The sequence below is a fragment of the Streptomyces sp. NPDC101160 genome, from assembly GCF_044768205.1.
Taxonomy (GTDB): Bacteria; Actinomycetota; Actinomycetes; order Streptomycetales; family Streptomycetaceae; genus Streptomyces.
Genome location: NZ_JBIWPJ010000005.1, coordinates 605,534 through 624,568, shown reverse-complemented (window position 1 = coordinate 624,568; position 19,035 = coordinate 605,534). Strand labels below are relative to the sequence as shown.

Sequence of the window (19,035 nt, the reverse complement as noted above, 5' to 3'; positions counted from 1 at the left end):
GGTCAGCCTTCCCGCTGGAGCTCCTCGGCGGACTCGCGGTACGCCTCGGCGGCGCGGGTGAAGTAGTCGAAGAGGACGGCGAGTTGCTCGGGCGGGTAGCCGACGAGGATCTCGGCGATCCGGCGCCGGGCGGGGGCGAGGGCCTGATCGAGGCCGGCGGGGCGGTCGACAGGTTCGACGATGACCTTGCGCCGGTCGCCGGGGTCGGCGGCCCGGCGGACGTAGCCGGCCTTCTCCAGGCGGTCGACGAGCCGGGTGGTCGGGCCGGTGGTGAGCCCGGTGCGGGCGCCGAGTTCGCCGGGGGTCATGGGTCCGGCCAGATCGAGGATGTTCAGCGCGTAGAGGTCGGTGGCGCCGAGGTCGACGGCGCGGGCGCCGGCGTGGCCGTGCAGCATCACGGCGCTCAGATAGCGGCGGTAGATCGCGCTCGCGTCGTGCGGCATCGACGCCTTCGAGGGCTGCGCGGGCGTTGACACGGTATCCCTCCCGACCTAATCTCTTCCCCAGAGAAGAGAGTTCCTGAAAGAAGTTACTTCTTCCGAGAAGATATCACTGAAAGGAGCACCGCCATGGACGCCACCATGAACACCGAGGACACCGCCGCGATCCACGCCCTCCTCCAGTCCAGCGCCGACGCCTGGGGCCGCGGCGACGGAGCCGCCTACGGCACGCACTTCACGGACGACGCCACCGACGTCACCTTCGTCGGCACCACCTATCACGGCGGCCAGGAGATCGGCCGCGCCCACCAGGCGCTCTTCGACGGCTTCCTCAAGGGCACCCGGCTCGTCGTCGACGTCGTCGACCTGCGCTTCTACGGCCCCGACACGGCGATCGCCGTCACCCACGGCGAGGTCACCAAGGGCGCCGCCCGCCCCCGCCGCCTCGGCAAGCGCGCCACGTACACCCTGGTCCGCACGCCCGGCGGCGACGGCGGCGAATGGCGCATCGCCGCCGTCCAGAAGACCAAGCACGCCCGGCTCATGGAGGCGTTCTCCTTCCGCGCCCAGCCGAAGACCGCCCCGGCGGCGCGACCGGCCGCCTAGAGAACCGGCAGGTTCTTGCGCAGCTCGAAGGCCGTGACCTCGCTGCGGTACTCCTCCCACTCCTGCTTCTTGTTCCGCAGGAAGAAGTCGAAGACGTGCTCGCCGAGCGTCTCCGCCACCAGCTCGCTGCGCTCCATCAGGGTGATCGCCTCGCCCAGGTTCTGCGGCAGCGGCTCGATGCCCATCGCGCGGCGCTCGGCGTCGCTGAGGGCCCAGACGTCGTCGTCGGCGCCGGCCGGGAGCTCGTAGCCCTCCTCGATGCCCTTGAGGCCGGCGGCGAGGAGGACGGCGTAGGTCAGGTACGGGTTGGCGCCGGAGTCGATGGAGCGGACCTCGACCCGGGAGGAGCCCATCTTGCCGGGCTTGTACATGGGCACGCGGATCAGCGCGGAGCGGTTGTTGTGGCCCCAGCAGATGTACGCCGGGGCCTCGCCGCCGGAGCCCGCGGTACGGCCGGAGCCGCCCCAGATGCGCTTGTACGAGTTGACCCACTGGTTGGTGACGGCCGAGATCTCGCCGGCGTGCTTGAGCAGGCCCGCGATGAAGGAACGTCCCACCTTGGAGAGCTGGTACTCGGCGCCCGACTCGTAGAACGCGTTCCGGTCACCCTCGAAGAGCGAGAGGTGGGTGTGCATGCCGGAGCCCGGGAACTCGGAGAACGGCTTCGGCATGAACGTGGCCTGCACGCCCTGTTCGAGCGCCACCTGCTTCATGACCAGGCGGAAGGTCATGATGTTGTCCGCCGTGGAGAGCGCGTCCGCGTAGCGCAGGTCGATCTCCTGCTGGCCCGGGGCGCCCTCGTGGTGGGAGAACTCCACCGAGATGCCCATCGACTCCAGCATGGTGATGGCCTGGCGGCGGAAGTCCATGCCCACGTTCTGCGGGGTGTGGTCGAAGTAGCCGGACTCGTCGGCCGGGGTGGGCCGGGAGCCGTCCAGCGGCTTGTCCTTGAGCAGGAAGAACTCGATCTCGGGGTGGGTGTAGAAGGTGAAGCCCAGGTCCGAGGTCTTGGCGAGGGCCCGCTTGAGGACGTAGCGCGGGTCGGCGAAGGACGGCGAGCCGTCCGGCATCAGGATGTCGCAGAACATCCGGGCGGTGCCCGGGGCCTCGGCGCGCCAGGGCAGGATCTGGAAGGTGGCCGGGTCCGGCTTGGCGATCATGTCGGACTCGTAGACCCGCGCGAAGCCCTCGATCGCGGAGCCGTCGAAGCCGATGCCCTCGTCGAAGGCCTGCTCCAGCTCGGCGGGGGCGACCGCGACCGACTTCAGGAAGCCGAGCACGTCGGTGAACCACAGACGCACGAAGCGGATGTCGCGCTCCTCGAGCGTACGGAGCACAAATTCCTGCTGCTTGTCCATTTCCACACCCATCCTCGCCGGTCAGGCCGCCTGCTCCCGGACCCGAGCATCCCACCACATGGTTTCGTTCACGTTGCACACCCATACTGCCTGCTCGGCTGTGACTCAGGTAACGGGGGACGGCTCGGTTCGTACCCCGTTCGGCCCACAGGGCCCCTTCTGCCACTACGATCTGCGCCCATGGGAGCCTCCCGGCTCGACGGCCCGCCGCGACACGCGCGTCCCCTGGCACTGGCGAGTGCCGTGGCGACGCTCCTCGGCGCGCTCTTCCTCTGCCTCGCGGTGACCGCCGAGCCCGGCGACCCGGACCCGCACGACCGGCACCCGGCCGCGCGGACCGTGCAGGAGGCCGGCGGGATCACGGGCGACCAGTACGTCTGCCCGTACGAGCCGGGCGGCTGCTCGCTCTTCCCGGCCCTCTCGCCGGCGGTGCTCAGCGCGCCGCCGATGGATCCGCCGCTGCACGCGGCCGGCCGGCTCCCGCACATCGGCGTCCCGCACCGCTCGGGCCAGGCGCCCCGCACCGACGCGCGGCCCCGTGCGCCGGACCTCCACGTCCTTCAAGTACTGCGGACGTAAGCCGCCGGTTCTTCCGACGCGATCCCCCTCCGTACACCTTTTTCTCTTACTTCACGAAGGACGACATTCCACATGGCCGCGAACCGCACCGCCACCGCCGAACGCCGCGCCCGAATAGAGGAGATGCGCCGCGCCGAGCAGGCCCGTGAGCGTCGCAACCGCTTCCTGACGATCGGTGTCTCCGCCGTCGTCGTGCTCGGCCTCGTCGGCTTCGGCGGCTGGGTGATCAACAAGCAGAGCAACGAGAAGGACCAGGCGGCGGCCGCCGCCAAGGCCCCCATCAAGGGCGAGAAGGACTGGGACGCCAAGAAGCTCGGCCGGAACCACGTCACCACCCCGGTGAAGTACCCGATGAACCCGCCGGTCGGCGGCGACCACAACCCGGTCTGGCAGAACTGCAACGGCGACGTCTACGACAAGCCGGTCGCCGACGTGAACGCCGTGCACTCCCTGGAGCACGGCGCCGTCTGGGTGACGTACAACAAGAAGGCCGCCCAGGGCGACCTCGACAAGCTGCGCGCCAAGGTCAAGAAGACCCCGTACTCGCTGATGAGCCCCATCGACAACCAGTCCGGCGCGATCATGCTGAGCGCCTGGGGCAAGCAGGTGACCGTGGACGGCGCCGACGACCCGCGCGTCGACGCCTTCTTCACCAAGTACGTCAACGGCCCGCAGACCCCGGAGCCGGGCGCCGCCTGCACCGGTGGCATCGACGCGAGCGGCCAGGGCGGCGCCGGGATGGGCCAGTGAGGCTGAACCGGACGCAGTGGGCGTCCGTCACCGCCGTCGCCCTCGCGGTGCTCTTCGCCGGCGGCGCGGTCACCGTCGCCTCGGCGGACCGCGACGACGCGCCGCGGACGCCGACCGCCGAGTCGGCGGACGCCGGTTTCGCCCGTGACATGGCGGTCCATCACCAGCAGGCCGTCGAGATGTCGTTCATCGTCCGCGACCGGACGAAGGACGAGGAGGTGCGCCGCCTCGCCTACGACATCGCCAACACGCAGGCCAACCAGCGCGGCATGATGCTGGGCTGGCTGGACATGTGGGGGCTGCCGAAGGTGCGGTCCGGCGTGGCGCCGATGGCCTGGATGGGCATGGGTGACATGCCCGGCATGGACATGGGCGGCGAGGACGGCGAGCTGATGCCGGGCATGGCCACCCGCGCCGAGCTCGACCAGCTGCGCAAGGCGTCCGGCCGGGACGCCGAGGTGCTCTATCTGAAGCTGATGACCGAGCACCACAAGGGCGGCATCCACATGGCCCAGGGCTGTGTGGAGAAGTGCGGGCCCGGCGTCGAGCGGGACCTGGCGCAGGGCATGGTCGACGCCCAGACGTCCGAGATCAAGCTGATGTCCGACATGCTGAAGGCACGGGGAGCGTAGCTCTCCGTCACGGCCACGACGGCCCCCGTGACCGCTGCGGTCGCGGGGGCCGCGTCGTGCCGGGACAATTGAGGGTGCTCGGGGGACGGACGTGTGCAAGGCCGCACGCAGGAGTACGACGACGTTCTACGAAAGGCGCGCACCCCATGACCACGGCGAAGGACATCATGCACCCCGGGGCCAAGTGGATCCCGGAACACGAGACGCTCGACCGCGCCGCCCAGATGATGCGCAACGAAAACGTCGGCGCGCTGCCCGTCGCCGACGAGAACGAACGGCTCTGCGGGATCATCACGGACCGCGACATAGTGGTCGGCTGTGTGGCGCTGGGTCACGACCCCGCGCAGGTCACCTGCGGGGACATGGCCAAGGGCACCCCTCGCTGGATCAAGACCGACGCGGACGTCGACGAGGTCCTCACCGAGATGGAGGGCCACCAGATCCGGCGGCTGCCCGTCATCGACAACGACAAGCGGCTGGTCGGCATGATCAGTGAGGCCGATCTGGCCAGGCATCTGACGGACGAGCAGCTGAAGGAGTTCTGCGCGAACGTCTACGCCTGAGCACCCTCGCGTGAAACGGCACCGCCCGGACCAGTCGCGTCCGGGCGGTCCGCTATACGGGGCGGGGGTATGCTGCCCGGTATGGCGGAGACCAGGCGGGTGCGAAGGGGCGCGGAGCAGTTGCTGCTGCTCGCGGCACTGCTGCTCGGCCTGGTGACGATGCACACGCTGGGCCATGAGCCCCTGGGGCACGGTGCCGCGACGGCACAGACGGCGCCGATGGCGACCACGTCTCCTCTGTCACCCATGGCGTCGGCGGACCATGACCACGCCGGTCAGCACACCGGCCCTCACACCCCGCCCCACCACTCCGGCCACTCCGGCCACTCCGGCGGCCCCCTCGCCGTCTGTCTCGCCGTGCTCGGCGCGCTGGTCGTCGTGCTCGGCGGGGTGGCGCTGCGGCGGGCGCGGCGGGCCGGGTGGGCCCGGCTGCGTGCGGCCGGAGTGCGGTGGTGCGCGGGGCGCCGCGCGCCTCCGCTGCCCATAACCGTTCTCGACCGGGTGGCGGTACTGCGGATCTAGGAGGAACGGGCAGCAGACGCGTTCCCGTTCCCTCCCTCCTCCCCCGAGAGGTGTCTTCGTCATGTCTCCGCAGTTCAATCGCCGTTCCGTCCTGGGCGCCGGGCTCGCCGTCGCCGGCACCGGCCTGCTCGCCGCCTGCTCCGACACGCCCGCCCCGGCCAAGGGCGGCGCCGGTTACGTCTCCCCCACCGGCGCCGAGGTCGGCGCCGCCGAGCGGATGCGGCCCGGTGGCGGCCGGGTCCGCGACGTCAGGCTGACCGCCACGCCCACCACCCTGGACCTCGGCGCCGGGCGGACGGTGCGGTCGTGGGCGTACGGGGACTCGCTGCCCGGCAGGGAGGTGCGGGTCACCGCGGGCGACACCCTGGCCCTCACCCTCGCCAACCATCTGCCTCAGCCCACCTCGCTGCACTGGCACGGCCTGGCGCTGCGCAACGACATGGACGGCGTCCCGGGCCTCACCCGGCCGGAGATCAGGGCGGGCGGCGAGTTCGCGTACCGCTTCAAGGTCCCGCACCCCGGCACGTACTGGTTCCATCCGCACGCGGGCGTCCAGCAGGACCGGGGACTGTACGCGCCGCTGATCGTCGAGGACCCGAAGGAGCCGCTGGCGTACGACGCAGAGTGGGTCGTCGTCCTGGACGACTGGGTCGACGGGGTGGACGGCTCGACGCCGGACGCCGTGCTCGCCGAACTCCGCGCCGGCATGGGCGGCATGGGTCACGACATGGGCGCCATGCCGGGCATGGACCACTCCATGTCCGGGAGCGCAGGCCCCTCCGCCGGGCCCTCGCGCATGATGATGGGCGCCGTCAGCGAGCTCCTCGGCGGTGACGCGGGCGATGTGGCCTACCCGTACTACCTGGTCAACGGCCGGGTCCCGGACGCGCCGAGCGAGTTCCGGGCCAGGCCCGGCGACCGGGTCCGGATCCGCTTCGTCAACGCGGGCGGCGACACCGCCTTCCGGGTCGCGCTCGGCGGCCACGAGATGACCGTGACGCACACCGACGGCTTCCCGGTCGTGCACGCGAGGACCGACGCGCTGCTGCTCGGCATGGGCGAGCGGTACGACGTGCTGGTCACCGTCAAGGACGGCGTCTTCCCGCTCACCGCACTCGCCGAGGGCAAGCGGGCGACGGGGCTCGCCGTGCTGCGTACGGGGAAGGGCGCGGCCCCCGCCGCCTCCGTACGGCCCAGGGAGCTGGACGGGCGGGTGGTGACGGCCGACAGGCTGAGGCCGGCGCCCGGCTCGGCGCTCGCGGCGCGGAAGCCCGACCGGACGATCACGTCGAGGCTCACCGGCGGAATGGCGAAGTACGACTGGGCCTTCGACGGCGCGCCGTACGACCCGGCGCGGCGCTTCGGCGTGCGGGCGGGCGAACGGGTCCGGATGGAGTTCACCAACACCACGGACATGTGGCACCCGCTGCACCTGCACGGCCACACCTTCGCCCTGGCGAACGGGGTGCGGAAGGACACGGCGGTGATCCTGCCGAAGAGCACGCTCACGATGGACTTCGACGCCGACAACCCGGGCCTGTGGATGATCCACTGCCACAACGTCTACCACTCGGAGTCCGGGATGATGACCGTCCTCGGATACCAGAGGACATAGCGTCGAGTTGACGATAAACTGAGCGGGTGCCTCAACTACGCCTCGCTCTGAATCAGATCGACTCCACCGTCGGCGATCTCACCGGGAACGCCGAGGCCGTCGTCCTCTGGACCCGGCACGCCGCCGAGCAGGGTGCGCACCTCGTCGCGTTCCCCGAGATGGTGCTCACCGGCTATCCGGTCGAGGACCTGGCGCTGCGCTCCTCGTTCGTCGAAGCCTCCCGGGACGCCCTGCGGGGTCTGGCCCGGCGGCTCGCCGACGAGGGGCTCGGCGAGCTGCCCGTCGTCCTCGGCTACCTGGACCGCTCCGAGCGGGCCGTGTCCCGGCTCGGGCGGCCCGCCGGGTCGCCCGAGAACGCGGCGGCGGTGCTGCACCGCGGCGAGGTGGTGCTCCGCTTCGCCAAGCACCACCTGCCCAACTACGGGGTCTTCGACGAGTTCCGCTACTTCGTGCAGGGCGACACCCTGCCCGTCGTCCGCGTGCACGGCGTCGACGTGGCCCTCGCCATCTGCGAGGACCTGTGGCAGGAGGGCGGCCGGGTGCCGGCCACCCGCACCGCCCGCGCCGGACTGCTGCTCTCGATCAACGCCTCGCCGTACGAGCGGAACAAGGACGACACCCGGCTCGAACTGGTCCGCAAGCGGGCCCAGGAGGCCGGCTGCACCACGGCGTACGTGGCCATGATGGGCGGTCAGGACGAGCTGGTCTTCGACGGCGACTCGATCGTCGTGGACGCGGCGGGCGAGGTGGTCGCGCGCGCCCCGCAGTTCGCCGAGGGCAGCGTCGTCCTCGACCTGGAGCTGCCGGCCGCCGACCCCGGGGCGCCCGGGACCGGCAGCGTCATCGACGACGGGCTGCGGGTCGACCGGGTCGTGCTCTCCGCCGATCCGCTGCCCGCGTACGAGCCGGAGGTCACCGGCGGTTACGCGGACCGGCTCGACGACGACGAGGAGGTCTACTCGGCGCTCGTCGTGGGCCTGCGGGCGTACGTGAACAAGAACGGCTTCTCGTCGGTCCTCATCGGCCTGTCCGGCGGCATCGACTCGGCGCTCGTCGCCGCCATCGCCTGCGACGCGCTCGGCGCGCGGAACGTGTACGGCGTGTCGATGCCGTCCAAGTACTCCTCCGACCACTCGCGCCACGACGCCGCCGAGCTGGCCCGGCGCACCGGCCTCAACTTCCGCACGGTGTCGATCGAGCCGATGTTCGACGCCTATATGGGCGCGACCGCCCTGACCGGGCTCGCCGAGGAGAACCTCCAGTCGCGGCTGCGCGGCACGCTCCTGATGGCGCTCTCCAACGAGGAGGGCCACATCGTCCTCGCCCCCGGCAACAAGTCGGAGCTGGCGGTGGGCTACTCGACGCTGTACGGCGACTCCGTCGGCGCGTACGGCCCCGTCAAGGACGTCTACAAGACCGACATCTTCCGGCTCGCCCGCTGGCGCAACCGGGCCGCCGAGGAGCGCGGCCAGACCCCGCCGATCCCGGAGAACACGATCACCAAGCCGCCGAGCGCCGAACTGCGCCCGGGCCAGGTCGACACGGACTCGCTGCCGGACTACGACGTCCTGGACCGGCTCCTGGAGCTGTACGTCGACCGGGACCACGGCAAGGAGGCCATCGTGGCGGCGGGCTTCGACGAGGAGCTGGTCACCCGCACCCTGCGGATGGTCGACATCGCCGAGTACAAGCGGCGCCAGTACCCGCCGGGCACGAAGATCTCCGCGAAGGGCTTCGGCAAGGACCGCCGGCTGCCGATCACCAACAGGTGGCGGGAGACACGCTCCTGAGGCTCCGCGGCCCCCGCCGTGATCCGCCGGACCGGCCTAGAGCTTGACGCGAGCGGCCACCGGGAGGTGGTCGCTGTTCGTCTCCGGCAGCGTCCACGACGACATCGGCTCGACCCCGCGCACCAGGATCTGGTCGATCCGGGCCATCGGGAACGCGGCCGGCCAGCTGAAGCCGAAGCCGTCGCCGGCCGCTCCCTGGGTGGAGCGCAGCTGGGAGGTGACGCCGTTCAGGGCGCGGTCGTTCATGGTGCCGTTGAGGTCGCCGAGCAGGACGATCCGCTGGTGCTGGTCGCGCGCGATGGCCTCGCCGAGGGCGCCCGCGCTGGCGTCGCGCTGGTTGGCGGTGAAGCCGGCGTTCATCTTGACCCGTACCGAGGGCAGATGGGCGACGTAGACGGCGACCTCGCCCGCCGGGGCGGCGACGGTGGCGCGCATCGCGCGGGTCCAGCCGAGCCGGATGTCGACCGGCTGGGCGCCGCGCAGCGGGTACTTGCTCCACAGGCCGACGGTGCCCTGCACGGAGTGGTACTTGTAGGTGTCGGCCAGGCCGCGCTCGTACACCGGGACCATGTCGCCCTTGAGCTCCTCCAGGGCCACCACGTCCGCGCCGGAGGCGGCGATCTGACGGGCCGTGCCCTCGGGGTCCGGGTTGTCGGCGTTGACGTTGTGCGACACGACGGTCAGGTCGCCGCCGGCTTGCGCCTTGTCGACGACGAGGCCGCCGAAGAGGTTGAGCCAGACCACGGCCGGCAGCACCAGCGCGATCAGCGCGGTCGCGGAGCGGCGCAGCAGGGCCAGGACCAGGAGCAGCGGCACACCGAGGCCGAACCAGGGCAGGAAGGTCTCGCCGAGGCTGCCGAGGTTGCCGATCCGGTTGGGCACGTCGGAGTGAAAGCCCATCAGGAACGTGAGCAGCACGGCGCAGAGGGCGAGGAGGATGCCGCGGCGCCAGATCCCGCGGTCGCGGCGCAGTCTGGCGAGTCTGCCGCCGAGGCCGGGCCGGGAGCCGGGCCGGACCGCGGAACCCTGCTCGTCCGGCGTTCCGCCGTGCCCGGTCCCCGTCATGTCCACCCGCGTCATCGCTGTCGTCCTCACTGCCTTGCCGTGCGACCCGGTTCCGACACTAGGCGATCCCGGGTCGGTCGTACGCATCGAGGGACGACACACGCCCGTGGCGGGTTCCTGCAGGTGGCGCGGGACGGACGGCTGTGACAGAACGCGCACATTCGTACGAGACGGGGGCAAGCCTCACCCGGCGGGGCGCAGGCCCTCCAGGACGGCGTCGACTATCTGCTCGGCGAGGCCGGGCTCCAGGGCGGCGCCGGGGCGGATGACCGTACGCATCAGGAGGGGGCCGATGAACATGTCGCTGACGAGTTCGGGGCCGAGGTCGGCCCGGATCTCGCCGCGCTCCATGCCGCGTCCGATGGCGTCGGTGATCGTCTGACGGCGCGGCTCGATGACGGTCTGCTGGTAGTTGTCCCACAGCTTGGGATACATCTGCATCTGCGAGAACACGTTGTGCAGCAGCGCCGAGGTCCGCTTGATCAGACCGCGCCGCCGCATCGACTCCAGCATGATGACGAGGTCCTCCCGGACCGAGGTGCCGGGCAGCACCGGGTCCGGGGGCTCGACGGACCGGATGACGTCGATGAGCAGCTCTTCCTTGCCGGTCCAGCGACGGTAGATGGTCGCCTTGCCGACCCCGGCGGTGCGGGCGATCCTCTCGATGGACAGGTCGGTGAGCGGGACCCCGTTCTCCAGGAGTCCGATCACCGCGTCCAGGATCGCCTGGTCCGCCGCCTCGCTGCGGGGCCGCCCGCGCCGTGCGCTGCCTGCGCACGGCGACTGGGCCTGGGCCTCGGCCTGGGACACGTCTGTTCCGCCTCTCCTGTCGAGCCGCTGTCCGTTACCTCGGTACTGATTCTCCCGCCTCCGCGCGGCTGCCCGGAACGACCGCCTCCGCGTCCGCGTCCGGGGCGGCCGGCGGGCGGCCCGGGAGGAAGACGGCGACGACTATCGCGCCGAGGACGGCGACGGAGGCGGAGCCGATGGCGGTGATGTGCATGGCGTCGAGGAAGGCGTCGTACGCGGGGGCGACGAGGCCGCGGCCGGCCGGTCCGAGCTTCTCGGCGACGGCGAGGGTGGCCTCGATGGACTCGCCGGCCGCGTCGCGGACGCCCGCCGGGAGCGCGCCGAGGTGGTTCTCGATCTCACCGCGGTACGTGGTGGACAGGACGGAGCCGAGGACGGCCACCCCGAGCGCGCCGCCGACCTGCCGGAAGGTGTTGTTGATGGCGGAGCCGGAGCCGGCCTTCTCACGGGGCAGCGTCTGCATCACGGTGACGGTGACCGGGGTCATGATGTGCGCCATGCCCGCGCCCTGGAGGAAGAAGACGACCTCCAGGATCCAGATCGGGCTGTCGGCGCCGAAGAAGGCGAAGGAGCCGAGGCCGACGGCGACGGCCAGCATGCCGGCGGTGCACACCGCCTTCACCCCGAAGCGCTCGACGACGAGCCGCGCCCGGGGCGCGAAGACCATCTGGGCGACGGCCAGCGGCAGGATCAGCAGCCCGGACTGCAGGGCGCTGTAGCCGCGGACGCTCTGCAGGTAGAACGCCGAGAAGAAGGTCACGCCCATGAGGGCGAAGAAGGTCAGCGCGATGGCGGCGACGGCGGCCGAGAACGCGGGCTTGCGGAAGTACGAGATGTCGAGCGCCGGGTGCTTGCTGCGCTTCTCGTACGCGACGAAGCCGGCCAGGACGGCGAGGCCGGCGAGCGCCGGGGCGAGCACGCTGGCGTCGGTGAAGCTGGCCAGCTCGCCGCCGCGGATGATGCCGTACACGAGCAGGACGAGACCAAGGACGGAGAGCAGCACTCCGGGCAGGTCGATGCGGCCCGGCCTGGGGTCCTTGGAGTCGGGGACCAGCCACAGCATGAGGGCGAGGGCGAGCAGCCCGATCGGCACGTTGACCAGGAAGATCGAGCCCCACCAGAAGTGCTCCAGGAGCAGGCCGCCGGTGATCGGGCCGATGGCGATGGCGAGGCCGACGCCGCCGGCCCAGATGCCGATGGCCTTGGGCTGCTCCTCGCGCTCGAAGACGTTCATGAGCACGGCGAGCGTGGCCGGCATGACGAACGCGGCGCCGAAGCCCATCACGGCACGGTAGGCGATGAGCTCGCCCGGCGAGCCGGAGTGGGCGGCGAGCGCGGAGCCTATGCCGAAGACGACGATGCCGAAGAGCAGGATCTTCTTGCGGCCGAGCCGGTCGCCGAGCAGACCGGAGGTGAAGAGCAGGCCGGCGAAGACGAGCGTGTAGGAGTTGATGGCCCACTCCAGCTCGCTCTGGGTGGCGCCGATGCCGGTGGGGGCGGGGCTGGCGATGGTCTTGACGGCGACGTTGAGGATCGAGTTGTCGAGGACGACGATCAGCAGGCTGAGCATGAGCACGCCGAGGATCGCCCAGCGGCGGCGGTGCACGGCCTCCGGGACGCGGGGCGCGCCAAGGCCGCCCGCGGCGGCGGAAACAGGTGACGACTGAGACATGTCCTCCACCCTAGTCCTATTTCGATACGGGACCGTCTCGTATCGGAAATGCATTTACGGACTCTTTACGTTGCGGGGATGTGAACAGCGCCACGTGGCGCCGCGCCTCCGCCCGACTTCCCCGTCAGCCCGGCGGAGTGCCACCATGGATGTGGTCCGGGGACGCCACAGGGCGCCTCGAGATGACACAGAGGAGCCGTTCACCATGACGCTTCAGGCTGCCCAGAAACCGCCCGCCGACAGCAGCAAGGCGCTGTACGGCGGGAAGGGCACCCGCCGCATCACCGTCCACGACATCGCCGCCGCCAAGGTCCGCGGCGAGAAGTGGCCCATGCTCACCGCCTACGACGCGATGACCGCCTCCGTCTTCGACGAGGCAGGCATCCCGGTGATCCTCGTCGGCGACTCCATGGGCAACTGTCACCTCGGCTACGACACCACCGTGCCCGTCACGATGGACGAGATGACGCTGCTCTCCGCCGCCGTCGTACGGGGCACCCGGCGCGCCCTCGTCGTCGGCGACCTCCCCTTCGGCTCGTACCAGGAAGGGCCCGTCCAGGCCCTGCGCAACGCCACCCGGCTGGTCAAGGACGCCGGCGTCGGCGCGATCAAGCTGGAGGGCGGCGAGCGGTCGCTGCCGCAGACCGAACTGCTCGTCCAGGCCGGCATCCCGGTCATGTCCCACCTCGGCCTGACCCCGCAGTCCGTCAACACCATGGGCTACCGGGTGCAGGGCCGCAGCGACGAGGCCGCGCACAGGCTGCTGCGCGACGCCAAGGCGGCCCAGGACGCCGGCGCCTTCGCCGTCGTCCTGGAACTGGTCCCGGCCGAACTGGCCGCCGAGGTGACCCGCTCCCTGCACATCCCCACCATCGGCATCGGCGCCGGCGCCGGCACGGACGCCCAGGTCCTCGTCTGGACCGACATGGCCGGTCTGACCGGCGGCAAGGTGCCGCGCTTCACCAAGCAGTACGCCAACCTGCGCGAGACCCTCGGCGACGCCGCCCGGGCCTTCGCGGAGGACGTCAGCGGCGGGGCGTTCCCCGCCGAGGAGCACACCTTCCACTGACCACCCCGGCCACATGCCACCGGCCACATCCGGCACCACCCGGCAGCCCGCCGACCGTCCCCCGTCGGCGGGCTGCCGGCGTCCGCGGACGGCCCCCCTGTTGTCGGTGGCTGTCGGCGGCTGTCGGTGGCTCTCGGCGGCCCTGTCGGTCGGCTGTCGGTGCGCTGTCGGTGGCCACCTGTTCCATGGTGGACATGACGCGATCACACACCAACGCCGTCGAGGTACGGGGCCTCGTGAAGCACTTCGGCGAGACCAAGGCCCTCGACGGGGTCGACCTGGATGTCCGCGAGGGCACGGTGCTCGGGGTCCTCGGCCCCAACGGCGCCGGCAAGACCACCCTCGTCCGCTGCCTCTCCACCCTGATCGTCCCGGACGCCGGGACCGCCACCGTGGCCGGCTACGACGTGGTGCGCCAGCCCCGCCAGCTGCGCCGCACCATCGGCCTCACCGGCCAGTACGCCTCGGTCGACGAGAAGCTGTCCGGCTGGGAGAACCTCTACATGATCGGGCGGCTGCTCGACCTCTCCCGCAAGGACGCCCGCGCCCGCGCCGACGAGCTGCTCGAGCGCTTCTCGCTCACCGAGGCCGCCAAGCGCCCGGCCATGAACTACTCCGGCGGCATGCGGCGCCGGCTCGACCTGGCCGCCTCCATGATCGGCCGGCCCGCCGTGCTCTACCTGGACGAGCCCACCACCGGTCTCGACCCGCGCACCCGCAACGAGGTGTGGGACGAGGTCCAGCGGATGGTCGCCGAGGGCGCGACCGTGCTGCTCACCACCCAGTACATGGAGGAGGCGGAACAGCTCGCGAGCGAGCTGACCGTCATCGACCGCGGCCGGGTCATCGCCAGGGGCGGGGTCGACGAGCTCAAGGCGAAGGTCGGCGGCCGCACCCTCCAGGTCCGCCCCACCGACCCGGCCGACCTGACCGCGATGGCCGCGGCGCTGCGCGAGTCGGGTCTCGACGGGGTCGCCGGCGCGACCGTCGTACCCGACGAGGGCCTGCTGTACGTGCCGATCCTCAGCGACAGCCAGCTGACCGCCGTCGTGGGCCTGTTCGGCGCCCGCGGCTTCGGCATCGCCCACATCGGCACCCATCTGCCCAGCCTGGACGAGGTGTTCCTCGCCATCACCGGTCAGAAGACGACCGTTTCCGACACCGGCCACGACGCGCTCCACGAGGAGGTCGCCGCATGAGCACCACCACCCTGCCCCAGTCCCCCGCGGACACCCGCGGCCCGGCGCCCGCCAGGCGGACCGCGGACGGCCGCACCGACGGCCGGGTCGGCCTGCGCGCCAACCTGCGCCACATCGGCGCGCTCGCCCGGCGCAACGCGCTGCAGATCAAGCAGGACCCGGAGTCGATGTTCGACGCGGTCCTGATGCCGATCATCTTCATCCTGCTGTTCGTGTACGTCTTCGGCGGCGCCATGGCCGGCAAGGGCAACCAGCAGGTCTACGTGAACTACCTGGTGCCCGGCCTGATGGCCATGATGGGCATGAACATCGCGATGGCCGTCGGCACCGGCATCAACGACGACTTCAAGAAGGGCGTCATGGACCGGTTCCGGACCATGCCGATCGCCCGCTCCTCGGTCCTCATCGCGAAGATCGTCGTCGAGGTCGGCCGCATGCTGGTCGCCACCACGATCCTGCTCGGCATGGGCTTCCTGCTCGGCCTGGAGATCCACACCTCGGTGTTCCATCTCTTCGCCGCGATCGGCCTGTCGATGGTCTTCGGCGCCTCGCTCATGTGGATCTTCATCCTGCTCGGTCTCACCATGAAGACGGCCCAGGCCGTCCAGGGAATGGCCATGCTCGTCCTGATGCCCCTGCAGTTCGGCTCCTCGATCTTCGCCAAGCCGACCACGATGCCCGGCTGGCTGCAGTCCTTCACCGACTACAACCCGCTGTCCAACCTCGCCGACGCCGCCCGCAACCTGATCAACGGCGGCCCGGTCGCCCACTCGGTGTGGATGACGCTGGCCTGGGCGGTCGGCATCACCGTCGTCACGGCGCCGCTCGCGGTCGCCAAGTTCCGCAAGAAGACCTGACGCCGACACGGGGGAACGGGGAGAACGGGGGAACGGGGAAATACTCGGCGCGCCTCAGATCGCGTCGGCGCGTTCGAGCAGGGCGGCGGCCTCCTCAAGGGAGAGGCCGCCGCCCTCGGCGTACGCGGCCTCGAAGACGGCGTCGTCGCCGAGCGCCGTCCGGGCCAGCCGGGTCGCCCGCGCCACGTTCTCCCGCTCCATCGGCGGGGACAGATGACCGGGCGGGAGGAGCCCCTCGTACGCGCCGAGCAGCACGGCCGCGGTCCGCGCCCGCTTCGGCTCGCCGGGCCCGGCGAGCGCCCAGGCGGCGGTGATCAGGTGGATCGCCGGCATCTGCGGGGCGACCATCATCGACAGCGCCCCGAGGGAGCGCTGGTACGCGCGCCGGGACAGCTCGAAGGCCGAGGCGTACCGCCCGTCGAGGTTGTCGACCCAGCCCAGGCTGCCGAGGGTGAAGCCCTCGAAGATGGAGTACGTCTCGGAGCGGAACTCGTCGAGCAGCCGCCGCAGATGGACGCGGGCCTCGTCCGTACGGCCGGTGCGGCCGAGCAGCAGCGCCAGGAAGATCCGGGCCGCGAGCATCGGCTCGTGGCCGCGCCCGTGCTCGCCCTCCACGACCTCCCGCAGGATGCGCTCCGCCTCCTCGCTCCGGCCGGTCTCCATGAGCATGTCGGCGTACCGGGCGCGCAGCAGCGCCATCTGCGACTGGGCGCCGATCCGCCGCGCGTAGCCGATGGCGGCCTCGAAGTCCTCCGCGGCGCCCTCGAACTCCAGCCGCCGCTCGCGTGCCTCGGCCCGCGAGGACAGCGCCTCGGCCGCGCCCCAGGCGTCGTCGAGGCGGACGAAGATCTCCAGGCTCTCCTCGGCGTCCGCGGCGGCAAGCCCGGCCAGGTCGGCGCGGTTGGCCAGCATGTTGGCGCGCAGCTGGAGGGCGTTGGCCAGCTCCCAGTCGTAGCCGTAGCGGCGGCAGGCCGCCACGTGGGCCTCCAGGGCCTCGCCCATCCGGCCGGGTTCGCCGATGAGGAGGACGGCGAAGACGGTGAAGGAGCCGGGCAGCCGGCAGGTCTGCGGCAGCCCCGGCCCGTACACCCCGGTGATCTGCCGCAACCGCTCGACGCCCTCCGTACTCGTCCACCGCCCGGTCTCGTGGTCCATGTTGAGCAGCTCGATCATCCGCACCCCGCGCCTGGCCTCCCACAGCTGCTCCTCGCTCAGCGGCGGCGGCGCGGCCGTGATCGACTCGTACAGCGGTACGACGGGAGCCGGCGGCGGCCCGAACGGGTCGGGCCCGAGCGCCGACACCGCCTCGGCCCACTGGAGCGCGTCGCTCCGCAGGTCGCGCATGTTCCAGTACCAGAGCAGCGAGTGCACGAGAACGAGCCCCTCGTGCTCGTCCCGCAGCCGTACGGCGGTCCGCAGCGCGGTCCGCAGGTTCCCGTACTCCGCCCCGAACCGGTTCACGGCCGCCACCTGCCGCCCACCCCGCAGCTCGGGATCGGTCAGCCGCGCCAGCTCCCGGTAGTGCGTGAGATGCCGCCGCTCGGCGGCCGCCCGGTCCCCCGCCTCGTCGAGCCGCTCGGCGGCGTACTCGGCGACGGTCTCCAGCAGCCGGTAGCGCATACCGGCGCCGTCGGCGCCCTGGGAGGCGGCCTGGCCGGCGACGACGAGCGACTTGTCGACGAGGGAACCGAGCAGGTCGAGCACCTCGCCACGAGCGGGCCCGGGCGGACCCTGCCCGGTCGGTCCCTGCCCGGTCGGTCCCTGCCCGGTCGGGGGCTCGCCGCAGACCGCCTCCGCCGCTTCCAGGTCGCAGCCGCCCGTGAAGACCGCGAGGCGGCGCAGGACCGCTCGTTCGGGCTCGTCCAGGAGGTCCCAGGACCAGTCGACGACCGCGCGGAGGGTCTGCTGGCGCGGCAGCACCGTTCGCGCGCCCGAGGTGAGGAGGCGGAAGCGGTCGTCGAGGCGGTCGGCGATCTGGCGCGGGGTGAGCATCCGCAGGCGGGCGGCGGCGAGTTCGATGGCGAGGGGCAGGCCGTCGAGCCGGCGGACGATCTCCGCGGCCGCGTCCGGGTCGTCGGCGACCAGGAAGCCGGGGCGGACGGCGGCGCCCCGTTCGGCGAAGAGCCGGATCGCCGTCTCCTCGGGCAGCGGGCCGACGGGGTGCAGGACCTCGCCGGGGACGCCGAGGGGTTCGCGGCTGGTCGCGAGGACGGTGACGCCGGGGCAGCGGGCGAGGAGGAGCTCGGCCAGCTCGGCGGCGGCGCCCACGACGTGCTCGCAGTTGTCGAGGAGGAGCAGCAGACGGCGGTCCGCGCAGTGCTCGACGAGGCGGCCGGTGCGGTCCTGGTCCTCGCCGAAGCGGAGTTCGTCGGCGCCGGCGCCGCGCAGTACGGTCTCGCGGGCGCCGAGGGCGGTGAGGACGGCCTCGGTGACGGCCTCCGGGTCGGTGACCGGGGCCAGTTCGACGAGCCAGACGCCGTCGGGCCACAGCTCGGGCCCGGCGACGCGTTCGGCCGCCTCCTGCGAGAGGCGGGTCTTGCCGGCGCCGCCGGGGCCGAGGAGGGTGACCAGGCGCGTGGTGCGCAGGCCGTCCTGGAGGGCGGAGATGTCGTCCTCGCGGCCGACGAAGCTGGTGAGGCGGGCGCGCAGATTGCCAGTGACCGGCGCGGGCGGCGCCGCCGGCGCGGCCAGCAACCCGGCGTGCAGGGCCCGCAGTTCGGGCGCCGGGTCGGCGCCGAGCCGCTCGGCGAGCCCGCGTCGTACCGCCTCGTACGCGGCCAGCGCCTCGGACGGCCGCCCCGTGTCGCGCAGCGCCCGGATCCGCAGGGCCTGCAGCGGCTCGTCCAGCGGGTGGGCGGCGCACAGCGCGTCCAGTTCGGGCAGCACCGCGGCCGCCTCGCCCAGCGCGAGCGCGGCCGCGAGCCTGCTCCGGCGGGCGTCGAGCCGGCGGGCCTCCCAGCGGGCGGCCTCGGCCTCCCGGTCGGGCAGGTCGGCGAGGGCCGGCCCCTGCCACAGCGCGAGCGCCTCGTCGAGGAGCCCGGCCGCGCGCCCCGGCCGGCCCGCGTCCAGCTCCCGCACGCCCTCGGCCGCGAGCCGTACGAACCGGTGCGCGTCGACGTCGTCGGGCTCGGCCGCGAGGCGGTAGCCGCCGTCCGTGGAGAGCACCCGGTCGTGGCCGAGGGCCCGGCGCAGCCGGCCCACCAGGGCCTGGAGCGCGGCGACGGCGTCGGCCGGCGGCTCGGCGCCCCACACCTCGTCGACGAGCACGCCCACCGGCACCGCCCGCCCGGCGCGCAGCGCGAGCACGGTGAGCAGCGCGCGCACCCGCGGGCCGCCGGGAGCGACGGCGGTGCCTTCTGACGTGTGGGCCCGCGTCGGGCCGAGGACGGAGTAGCGCACGGGCCCATTCTCCGTGAGGAACGCGGAGGAGTGATCAGCCGCCGACGGGACCCGCGTCAGGAACCCGCGCCCCCGCCCGGTACGTTTCCCGCACACACCGACCGTGACC

The 19,035-nt window shown here is 72.1% G+C and carries 17 protein-coding genes; 11 read left to right on the top strand and 6 right to left on the bottom strand.

Going from position 1 to position 19,035, the window contains the following annotated elements; all coding sequences use genetic code 11:
* Positions 1–2: 2 nt before the first annotated feature.
* Positions 3–476 carry a MarR family winged helix-turn-helix transcriptional regulator gene (locus ACIRSU_RS19130; RefSeq protein ID WP_403793515.1) on the bottom strand — a complete coding sequence of 158 codons (474 nt, stop codon included), beginning with the start codon at positions 474–476 and terminating at the stop codon, positions 3–5.
* A 93-nt stretch (positions 477–569) separates the two neighbouring features.
* On the opposite strand from ACIRSU_RS19130, the gene ACIRSU_RS19125 reads away from it, so the two are divergent.
* Positions 570–1,046, top strand: a complete 477-nt coding sequence (locus ACIRSU_RS19125; protein ID WP_403793513.1) for an SgcJ/EcaC family oxidoreductase — start codon at positions 570–572, stop codon at positions 1,044–1,046.
* Here ACIRSU_RS19125 and ACIRSU_RS19120 read toward each other — a convergent pair.
* Positions 1,043–2,404, bottom strand: a complete 1,362-nt coding sequence (locus ACIRSU_RS19120) for a glutamine synthetase family protein (RefSeq protein WP_403793512.1) — start codon at positions 2,402–2,404, stop codon at positions 1,043–1,045. The two genes, ACIRSU_RS19125 and ACIRSU_RS19120, sit on opposite strands and share 4 nt — an antisense overlap.
* 180 nt (positions 2,405–2,584) lie before the next feature.
* Here ACIRSU_RS19120 and ACIRSU_RS19115 point away from each other — a divergent pair, with 180 nt between their 5' ends.
* The 7 genes from ACIRSU_RS19115 (at position 2,585) to ACIRSU_RS19085 (ending at position 8,855) form a co-directional block, all read left to right on the top strand.
* Positions 2,585–2,983 (top strand): hypothetical protein, encoded by a 399-nt coding sequence (locus ACIRSU_RS19115; protein ID WP_403793510.1) that lies wholly within the window; start codon positions 2,585–2,587, stop codon positions 2,981–2,983.
* 72 nt (positions 2,984–3,055) lie between these two features.
* Complete coding sequence (locus tag ACIRSU_RS19110; RefSeq protein WP_403793509.1) at positions 3,056–3,733, top strand: DUF3105 domain-containing protein; 678 nt, start codon at positions 3,056–3,058, stop codon at positions 3,731–3,733.
* Positions 3,730–4,365 carry a DUF305 domain-containing protein gene (locus tag ACIRSU_RS19105; RefSeq protein ID WP_403793507.1) on the top strand — a complete coding sequence of 212 codons (636 nt, stop codon included), beginning with the start codon at positions 3,730–3,732 and terminating at the stop codon, positions 4,363–4,365. The genes ACIRSU_RS19110 and ACIRSU_RS19105 overlap by 4 nt, the downstream gene beginning before the upstream one ends.
* 146 nt (positions 4,366–4,511) lie before the next feature.
* Positions 4,512–4,928 (top strand): CBS domain-containing protein, encoded by a 417-nt coding sequence (locus tag ACIRSU_RS19100; RefSeq protein WP_403793506.1) that lies wholly within the window; start codon positions 4,512–4,514, stop codon positions 4,926–4,928.
* Between the two features lie 81 nt (positions 4,929–5,009).
* Complete coding sequence (locus ACIRSU_RS19095) at positions 5,010–5,450, top strand: DUF6153 family protein (protein ID WP_403793504.1); 441 nt, start codon at positions 5,010–5,012, stop codon at positions 5,448–5,450.
* A 61-nt stretch (positions 5,451–5,511) separates the two neighbouring features.
* Positions 5,512–7,065, top strand: coding sequence for a multicopper oxidase family protein (locus ACIRSU_RS19090; protein WP_403793502.1), 1,554 nt, complete (start codon positions 5,512–5,514; stop codon positions 7,063–7,065).
* Positions 7,066–7,091: 26 nt separating this feature from the next.
* Positions 7,092–8,855: an NAD+ synthase gene (locus ACIRSU_RS19085; protein WP_403793500.1), complete on the top strand. Its 1,764-nt coding sequence runs from the start codon at positions 7,092–7,094 to the stop codon at positions 8,853–8,855.
* 36 nt (positions 8,856–8,891) lie between these two features.
* Here the strand turns inward: ACIRSU_RS19085 and ACIRSU_RS19080 are convergent, their stop codons facing one another.
* From ACIRSU_RS19080 to ACIRSU_RS19070, 3 genes are all read right to left on the bottom strand, one after another.
* The gene (locus tag ACIRSU_RS19080; protein ID WP_403793499.1) at positions 8,892–9,935 is read right to left on the bottom strand and encodes an endonuclease/exonuclease/phosphatase family protein; all 1,044 of its coding nucleotides are present in this window, start codon (positions 9,933–9,935) and stop codon (positions 8,892–8,894) included.
* A 168-nt stretch (positions 9,936–10,103) separates the two neighbouring features.
* Positions 10,104–10,730, bottom strand: coding sequence for a TetR/AcrR family transcriptional regulator (locus ACIRSU_RS19075; protein ID WP_403793497.1), 627 nt, complete (start codon positions 10,728–10,730; stop codon positions 10,104–10,106).
* A 34-nt stretch (positions 10,731–10,764) separates the two neighbouring features.
* A complete protein-coding gene (locus tag ACIRSU_RS19070; protein ID WP_403793495.1) occupies positions 10,765–12,402 on the bottom strand; it encodes an MFS transporter in 1,638 nt (545 codons plus the stop codon).
* A gap of 205 nt (positions 12,403–12,607) precedes the next feature.
* Between ACIRSU_RS19070 and panB the strand changes: the two genes are divergently transcribed.
* From panB to ACIRSU_RS19055, 3 genes are all read left to right on the top strand, one after another.
* Positions 12,608–13,471, top strand: a complete 864-nt coding sequence (gene panB / locus ACIRSU_RS19065; protein ID WP_403793493.1) for a 3-methyl-2-oxobutanoate hydroxymethyltransferase — start codon at positions 12,608–12,610, stop codon at positions 13,469–13,471.
* Positions 13,472–13,656: 185 nt separating this feature from the next.
* The gene (locus tag ACIRSU_RS19060) at positions 13,657–14,670 is read left to right on the top strand and encodes an ATP-binding cassette domain-containing protein (protein WP_403793491.1); all 1,014 of its coding nucleotides are present in this window, start codon (positions 13,657–13,659) and stop codon (positions 14,668–14,670) included.
* On the top strand, positions 14,667–15,527 hold the full coding sequence (locus ACIRSU_RS19055; protein ID WP_403793489.1) for an ABC transporter permease: 861 nt from the start codon (positions 14,667–14,669) through the stop codon (positions 15,525–15,527). The genes ACIRSU_RS19060 and ACIRSU_RS19055 overlap by 4 nt, the downstream gene beginning before the upstream one ends.
* Before the next feature lie 54 nt (positions 15,528–15,581).
* Here the strand turns inward: ACIRSU_RS19055 and ACIRSU_RS19050 are convergent, their stop codons facing one another.
* The gene (locus tag ACIRSU_RS19050; protein WP_403793487.1) at positions 15,582–18,926 is read right to left on the bottom strand and encodes a BTAD domain-containing putative transcriptional regulator; all 3,345 of its coding nucleotides are present in this window, start codon (positions 18,924–18,926) and stop codon (positions 15,582–15,584) included.
* Between the last annotated feature and the right edge of the window lie 109 nt (positions 18,927–19,035).